This is a genomic window from Pseudomonas crudilactis, from assembly GCF_013433315.1.
In the GTDB taxonomy this organism is placed as follows: domain Bacteria; phylum Pseudomonadota; class Gammaproteobacteria; order Pseudomonadales; family Pseudomonadaceae; genus Aquipseudomonas; species Aquipseudomonas crudilactis.
The window spans coordinates 25880-33034 of record NZ_WXVV01000039.1 but is presented as its reverse complement, the minus strand read 5'-3'; the positions used below and the strand labels follow the sequence as shown (position 1 = coordinate 33034).

Genomic DNA, 7155 nt, shown 5'->3' with positions numbered 1-7155 from the left:
CGATGGTAGTGTGGGGTTTCCCCATGTGAGAGTAGGTCATCGTCAAGATTAAATTCCGAAACCCCAATTGCGAAAGCAGTTGGGGTTTTGTTTTGTCCGCAGGAAAGTTTTTGAGCGTTTTCGGGGCAACTCTAACCATGATTCGTTGTTGCGTCGGGGCAGCGCCAGTGTTACTCCCCAGCGGTGCCATCTGCGACATTAGCCATAGAGTCCTAAGGCCGTCCACGTGCGCGTAGCAGCGCGCCCGCGATGTGACCAGCGCAACGAGTCGCTATTCGCTCAGCAGTCCTCTTGCGAGCCTCTGTAAGGGGCTGTTCGGACAGATGCGCTTGGCGGCCCTGTGAGGGCGGCAGAAGAGTGTGTAGCGGAGCTGTGCTTGCTTGGTTGAAGCATAAGGGCGATGCCCGAGCTATTAGGCAATGTGTCTTGCTTCTCGGTTGTCTGGAGGCTTTGATTTGCGAGCGAGTGAGGTGGGCGTGACTGTGCGCTCCGGAGTCTGCAGAGCACTTGCAAAAAGAAACTGTCTTGCGAGGGGGGATGAAATTCCGGAAACAAAAAAGCCCGCAGTCAGCGGGCTTTAGAGGTCTTACGTAGACGCTGGTAGTCGTCTATGTCTTGCAAATGGTGCCCCGAGGGAGACTCGAACTCCCACTCCTTTCGAAAACGGATTTTGAATCCGCCGCGTCTACCAATTCCGCCATCAGGGCTCAATGGCGGCGAAGTATAGAGATGAGATTACCGTTGGTCAATCACGTTTCATGGTCTATTTTTGATATTTCCGCTAAACTTTCCGGCCCTGCTAGACGAACCCCATCATGCGCGTTGCTGACTTTACTTTCGAGCTCCCTGATTCGCTGATCGCCCGCCACCCTTTGGCCGAGCGTCGCGGTAGTCGCCTGCTGACCCTTGACGGGCCGAGCGGCGCTCTCGCACACCGTCAATTCACTGATTTGCTTGAGCATTTGCGCCCGGGCGATTTGATGGTGTTCAACAATACCCGGGTGATTCCGGCGCGGCTGTTCGGGCAGAAAGCGTCCGGCGGCAAGCTGGAAATTCTCATCGAACGTGTGCTCGATACACATCGCGTATTGGCTCATGTGCGCTCCAGCAAGTCGCCAAAACCGGGTTCGAAGATCCTTATCGACGGCGGCGGTGAGGCAGAAATGCTCGCGCGTCACGATGCGCTGTTCGAACTGGCCTTCGCTGAAGAAGTGTTGCCGCTGCTCGACCGTGTCGGGCACATGCCGTTGCCTCCCTATATCGATCGCCCGGATGAGGGTTCGGATCGCGAGCGTTATCAGACCGTGTACGCCGAGCGTCTGGGCGCGGTGGCGGCGCCGACCGCCGGGCTGCATTTCGATCAGTCGCTGATGGAAGCGATTGCCGCCAAGGGCGTCGAGACCACGTTCGTCACGTTGCACGTTGGCGCGGGGACGTTTCAGCCGGTGCGTGTCGAGAAGCTTGAAGATCACCACATGCACACCGAGTGGCTGGAAGTCGGCCAGGACGTGGTCGACGCGGTCGCGGCGTGCCGTGCGCGCGGTGGCCGAGTGATTGCGGTCGGCACTACCAGCGTACGTTCGCTGGAAAGTGCCGCGCGCGATGGCGTGCTCAAGCCGTTCAGCGGTGACACCGATATCTTTATCTTCCCGGGCCGACCGTTCCATGTGGTCGATGCTCTGGTGACCAATTTCCATTTGCCGGAATCCACGCTGTTGATGCTGGTTTCGGCATTTGCCGGTTATCCCGAGACCATGGCTGCCTACAAGGCCGCCGTCGACAACGGTTACCGCTTTTTCAGCTACGGTGATGCGATGTTCATCACCCGTAATCCCGCACCGACTGCCCCTGAACAAACAGGCCCAGAGGAAACAGAATGAGTCGCGAATGTCGCATGTCCTTTGAACTTCTGGCCACCGATGGCAAGGCCCGGCGTGGTCGCCTGACCTTCCCGCGTGGCACCGTCGAGACCCCGGCGTTCATGCCGGTGGGCACTTACGGCACGGTCAAGGGCATGTTGCCGCGTGACATCGTTGCCACCGGCGCAGAAATCATTCTGGGCAATACCTTTCACCTGTGGCTGCGCCCTGGCACTCAAGTGATCAAGGAACACGGCGACCTGCACGATTTCATGCAGTGGAAAGGCCCGATCCTCACTGACTCCGGCGGTTTTCAGGTGTTCAGTCTCGGCGCGATGCGCAAGATCAAGGAGGAGGGCGTGACCTTCGCCTCCCCGGTCGACGGCGCCAAAGTGTTCATGGGGCCGGAAGAATCGATGCAGGTGCAGCGCGATCTCGGCTCCGACGTCGTGATGATTTTCGACGAATGCACGCCGTATCCGGCTGACGAAGACGTCGCGCGCGTATCGATGGAATTGTCGCTGCGCTGGGCCCAGCGTTCGAAAAATGCTCACGGTGACAACACTGCCGCATTGTTCGGCATCGTTCAGGGCGGCATGCACCAGGATCTGCGCATGCGCTCGCTCGAAGGCCTCGACAAGATCGGCTTCGATGGCCTGGCCATTGGCGGTCTGTCGGTGGGCGAACCGAAACACGAGATGATCAAGGTTCTGGATTATCTGCCAGGCATGATGCCGGCTGACAAACCTCGTTACCTTATGGGTGTTGGCAAACCGGAAGATCTGGTTGAGGGTGTGCGCCGCGGTGTGGACATGTTCGATTGCGTGATGCCAACCCGTAATGCCCGCAATGGGCATCTGTTCATTGATACCGGCGTGCTGAAGATCCGTAACGCGTTCCATCGCCATGATGAATCGCCGCTGGATCCGACCTGCGATTGCTATACCTGCCAGAACTTCTCCCGCGCTTATCTGCATCACCTGGACAAGTGCGGCGAAATGCTGGGAAGCATGCTCAATACCATCCATAACTTGCGCCATTATCAGGTGCTGATGGCTGGTTTGCGCGAGGCTATTCAACAGGGTACATTGGCCGCCTTTGTCGATGCCTTCTACGCCAAACGCGGGCTCCCCGTTCCGCCTTTGGACTGAGTTTTCTGACCCCAAGATTCAACATTTGCAACTGGAGTGCTAAATGAGCTTTTTTATCTCTAACGCCATGGCTGACGCGGCTGCACCGGCTGCTGCCGGCCCAATGGGCGGCGGTTTCGAGTGGATTTTCCTGGTCGGCTTTCTGGTCATCTTCTACCTGATGATCTGGCGTCCACAGGCCAAGCGCGCCAAAGAGCAGAAGAACCTGCTGAGCAGCCTGCAGAAGGGCGACGAAGTTGTGACCACTGGCGGTATCGCCGGCAAGATCACTAAAGTTGCCGATGACTTCGTGGTTCTGGAAGTTTCCGACACCGTGGAAATGAAGTTCCAGAAAGGCGCCATCGCCGCCACGCTGCCAAAAGGCACGCTGAAAGCGATCTGAAGCAACAACTTCTACTCAATCGACGGGGCGCGCAAGGCGCCCCGCGTTCATAACGGGCGGCGTGATGCTGAACAAATATCCTCTGTGGAAATACATTCTGATCCTGGCGGTGCTGGCGATCGGTCTGATTTATTCCGCTCCGAATCTATACCCCGATGACCCGGCCATTCAGGTCAGCGGTGCAAGCACTGCGCTGCAAGTCAATCAGGCTGATCTGGATCGTGTGAGCACTGCGCTCAAGGAGTCCGGGATCAACGTCAAGGCAGCCACGCTGGCCGCCAACGGCAAGGGCGGTCTGATCCGTCTGAGCAAGGCTGAAGACCAGTTGCCGGCCAAAGACGTTGTGCGCAAGGCGTTGGGTGATGACTACGTCGTCGCGCTGAACCTGGCACAGACCACCCCGCAATGGCTGCGCAATCTGGGCGCGCACCCGATGAAGCTGGGTCTGGACTTGTCCGGTGGTGTGCACTTCCTGCTGGAAGTGGACATGGACAAAGCCCTCGATGCACGCCTGAAAGTCTACGAAGGCGACGTCAAGAGCCTGCTGCGCAAAGAAAAACTGCGTTATCGCAGCCTGCCGCAGCTGGGCGGTGCCATTCAGTTGGGCTTCAGCGATGAAGACTCCCGCGAACAGGCCCGTGCACTGATCCGCAAGAACTTCAACGATTTCGACATTGTTCCGGCCGACCTCAACGGTCAACCGGTGCTGCGTCTGGCGATGACCCCGGCCAAGCTGGCGGAAATCCGTGAATACTCCATCAAGCAGAACTTGACCACGGTACGTAACCGCGTCAACGAGCTGGGTGTTGCCGAACCGATCGTTCAGCGTCAGGGCGCCAACCGCATCGTGGTTGAGCTGCCGGGCGTGCAGGACACTGCCGAAGCCAAGCGTATCCTCGGCAAGACGGCCAACCTTGAGTTCCGTCTGGCTGCTGAGCCGGGTGCTTCGAAAGCCACCTCCGAAACCTTCGAGTTCCGTGAAGGCAAGCGTCCGCCAGCACAGATCGAACGTGGTCTGATCATCACCGGTGACCAGGTCACCGACGCCAAGGCCGGTTTCGGCGAGCACGGCACACCAGAAGTGAACATCCGTCTGGATGGTCACGGTGGCGAGCTGATGAGTCGTGCGACCCGTTCGAACGTTGGTCGCAGCATGGCGGTGATCTTCATCGAACAGCGTCCGATCACCACTTACACCAAGCAAGTGGTCGATGGCGTCGAGAAAGACGTTGCGGTGCAAACGTTCAAAGAAGAGAAGAAGATCATCAGCCTGGCGACCATTCAGTCGCCGCTGGGTGCTCAGTTCCGCATCACTGGCCTGAACGGTCAGGGTGAGTCGTCCGAACTGGCGCTGCTGCTGCGTGCCGGTGGTCTTGCCGCACCAATGTACTTCGCTGAAGAACGCACCATCGGCCCGAGCCTGGGTGCTGACAACATCACCAAAGGTATCGATGCGTCGCTGTGGGGCATGCTGTTCGTGTCGCTGTTCATCATCGCCATCTACCGCTTCTTCGGCATCATCGCCACTGTCGCACTGGCAGTGAACATGGTGCTGCTGCTGGCCCTGATGTCGCTGCTGGGTGCAACGCTGACCCTGCCGGGTATCGCCGGTATCGTGTTGACCATGGGTATGGCGGTCGACGCCAACGTGCTGATCTTCTCGCGGATTCGTGAAGAGATCGCCGCTGGCATGACCGTGCAGCGTGCAATCAACGAAGGCTTCGGCCGGGCATTCACCGCGATTCTCGACGCCAACCTGACTACCTTGTTGGTCGGCGGAATTCTCTTTGCCATGGGCACCGGCCCGGTCAAAGGTTTCGCAGTGACCATGTCCCTCGGGATCTTTACCTCGATGTTCACGGCCATCATGGTGACCCGCGCAATGGTCAACCTGATCTTCGGCGGACGTGACTTCAAGAAGTTGTGGATTTAAGGGGCTGCCATGTTACGTACAATCAACTTCATGGGCGTTCGCAACTTCGCGTTCGGCGTCACAGTATTCCTCACCTTGCTGGCTTTGTTCAGTGTCGCTACCAAGGGCATGAACTGGGGTCTGGACTTCACCGGCGGTACGCTCATCGAGCTGACCTACGAGCGTCCGGCCGATGTCACCAAGGTGCGTGAAGAGCTGGTAACTTCCGGTTACCACGAAGCCATCGTGCAGAGCTTCGGTGCCACCACCGATCTGCTGGTGCGCATGCCGGGTGAAGACCCACAACTGGGCCATCAGGTCGCGGAAGCGCTGCAGAAGCTCGGCGGTGACAACCCGGCGACGGTCAAGCGTGTCGAGTTCGTTGGCCCGCAGGTCGGTGAAGAGCTGCGCGACCAGGGCGGCCTCGGCATGCTGCTGGCGCTCGGCGGCATCCTGATCTACCTGGCTTTCCGCTTTCAGTGGAAATTCGCAGTTGGCGCCATCGTTTCGCTGATTCACGACGTGATCGTGACCATCGGTATCCTGTCGTTCTTCCAGATCACCTTCGACCTGACGGTGCTGGCGGCGGTACTGGCGATCATCGGTTACTCGCTGAACGACACCATCGTGGTATTCGACCGGGTTCGTGAGAACTTCCGTGTCCTGCGCAAGGCTTCGCTGATCGAGAACATCAACATCTCGACCACTCAGACTCTGCTGCGGACCATGGCGACGTCGATCTCCACTTTGCTGGCGATCGCGGCACTGCTGTTCTTCGGTGGTGACAATCTGTTCGGCTTCTCGATCGCGCTGTTCATCGGTGTTCTGGCGGGTACCTACTCGTCGATCTACATCGCGAACGTGGTACTGATCTGGCTGAACCTGACTACCGAGGATCTGATTCCTCCGGCGAACACCGAGAAGGAAGTCGACGACCGTCCATAACGGCCATCGTTTTCCCGGCTGTCAGCCCAAGAAAGGCGTGAGTTGAACTCGCGCCTTTTTTTATGCTCCAAGGCTGGGAGAAGCGCGGGCGTGTCCCGCATGTGATGGTCAGGAGGTTCATGTGAACAAGTCGTTGCTGGTTGGTGCGGTATTGGGTGCTGTCGGTGTGACTGCCGGGGGCGCTGTTGCCACCTACAGCCTGGTTAAAAGCGGCCCTGAGTATGCGCAAGTGTTGGCCGTTGAACCGGTTAAAACACAGATCAAGACTCCACGTGAAGTGTGCAAGGACGTGACAGTGACTCGTCAGGCACCGGTAAAAGATCAGCACCAGATTGCCGGTACCGTCGTCGGTGCGCTGGCAGGTGGTTTGCTGGGTAATCAGATTGGCGGCGGCACCGGCAAGAAAATTGCCACGGTAGCCGGTGCGGTCGGTGGCGGTTATGCGGGTAACAAGGTGCAGGAAGGCATGCAAGAGCGTGACACTTACACCACTACACAAACCCGCTGCAACACGGTCAATGACATCAGCGACAAGGTCGTCGGTTACGACGTGCGTTACTCGCTCGATGGCAAAGAAGGCAAAGTGCGGATGGATCGCGATCCGGGCAACCAGATTCCGGTCGACAAGGAAGGCAAGCTGATTCTGTCGCAGAATGAGCCGGGTCAGTAAGGACCGACTGTTTTAACAAGAAGCACCCTGCGGGGTGCTTTTTTTGTGCCCGCCATTTAAGTCACGCAACAAATCCCTGTAGGAGTGAGCCTGCTCGCGATAGCTATTTATCATTCGATGCAGGTGGTGGCTGATACATCGCTATCGCGAGCAGGCTCACTCCTACATTGGTCCCGTGGTGTGGCGGGTGACGAATTCCAGACATAAAAAAAGCACCCCGAAGGGTGCTTTTTTCG

The 7155-nt window shown here is 58.0% G+C and carries 6 protein-coding genes and 1 tRNA gene; 6 read left to right on the top strand and 1 reads right to left on the bottom strand.

What is annotated here, in order from left to right; genetic code table 11:
- Positions 1-622: 622 nt before the first annotated feature.
- Positions 623-707: transfer RNA gene (locus GTU76_RS29360), tRNA-Leu, on the bottom strand.
- Between the two features lie 108 nt (positions 708-815).
- Here GTU76_RS29360 and queA point away from each other — a divergent pair.
- The 6 genes from queA to GTU76_RS29330 all read left to right on the top strand — a co-directional run bounded on the left by queA (position 816) and on the right by GTU76_RS29330 (position 6919).
- Complete coding sequence (queA, locus tag GTU76_RS29355) at positions 816-1880, top strand: tRNA preQ1(34) S-adenosylmethionine ribosyltransferase-isomerase QueA (protein ID WP_016984383.1); 1065 nt, start codon at positions 816-818, stop codon at positions 1878-1880.
- A 14-nt stretch (positions 1881-1894) separates the two neighbouring features.
- Entirely contained in the window at positions 1895-3010 is a 1116-nt protein-coding gene (gene tgt / locus GTU76_RS29350) for a tRNA guanosine(34) transglycosylase Tgt (protein WP_180700221.1), read from the top strand.
- A 43-nt stretch (positions 3011-3053) separates the two neighbouring features.
- Entirely contained in the window at positions 3054-3392 is a 339-nt protein-coding gene (gene yajC, locus GTU76_RS29345) for a preprotein translocase subunit YajC (RefSeq protein ID WP_007916913.1), read from the top strand.
- A gap of 64 nt (positions 3393-3456) precedes the next feature.
- On the top strand, positions 3457-5325 hold the full coding sequence (secD, locus tag GTU76_RS29340; RefSeq protein WP_016984381.1) for a protein translocase subunit SecD: 1869 nt from the start codon (positions 3457-3459) through the stop codon (positions 5323-5325).
- Positions 5326-5334: 9 nt separating this feature from the next.
- The gene (secF, locus tag GTU76_RS29335) at positions 5335-6249 is read left to right on the top strand and encodes a protein translocase subunit SecF (protein WP_016984380.1); all 915 of its coding nucleotides are present in this window, start codon (positions 5335-5337) and stop codon (positions 6247-6249) included.
- 121 nt (positions 6250-6370) lie between these two features.
- On the top strand, positions 6371-6919 hold the full coding sequence (locus GTU76_RS29330) for a glycine zipper 2TM domain-containing protein (protein WP_007956693.1): 549 nt from the start codon (positions 6371-6373) through the stop codon (positions 6917-6919).
- Positions 6920-7155 lie beyond the last annotated feature (236 nt).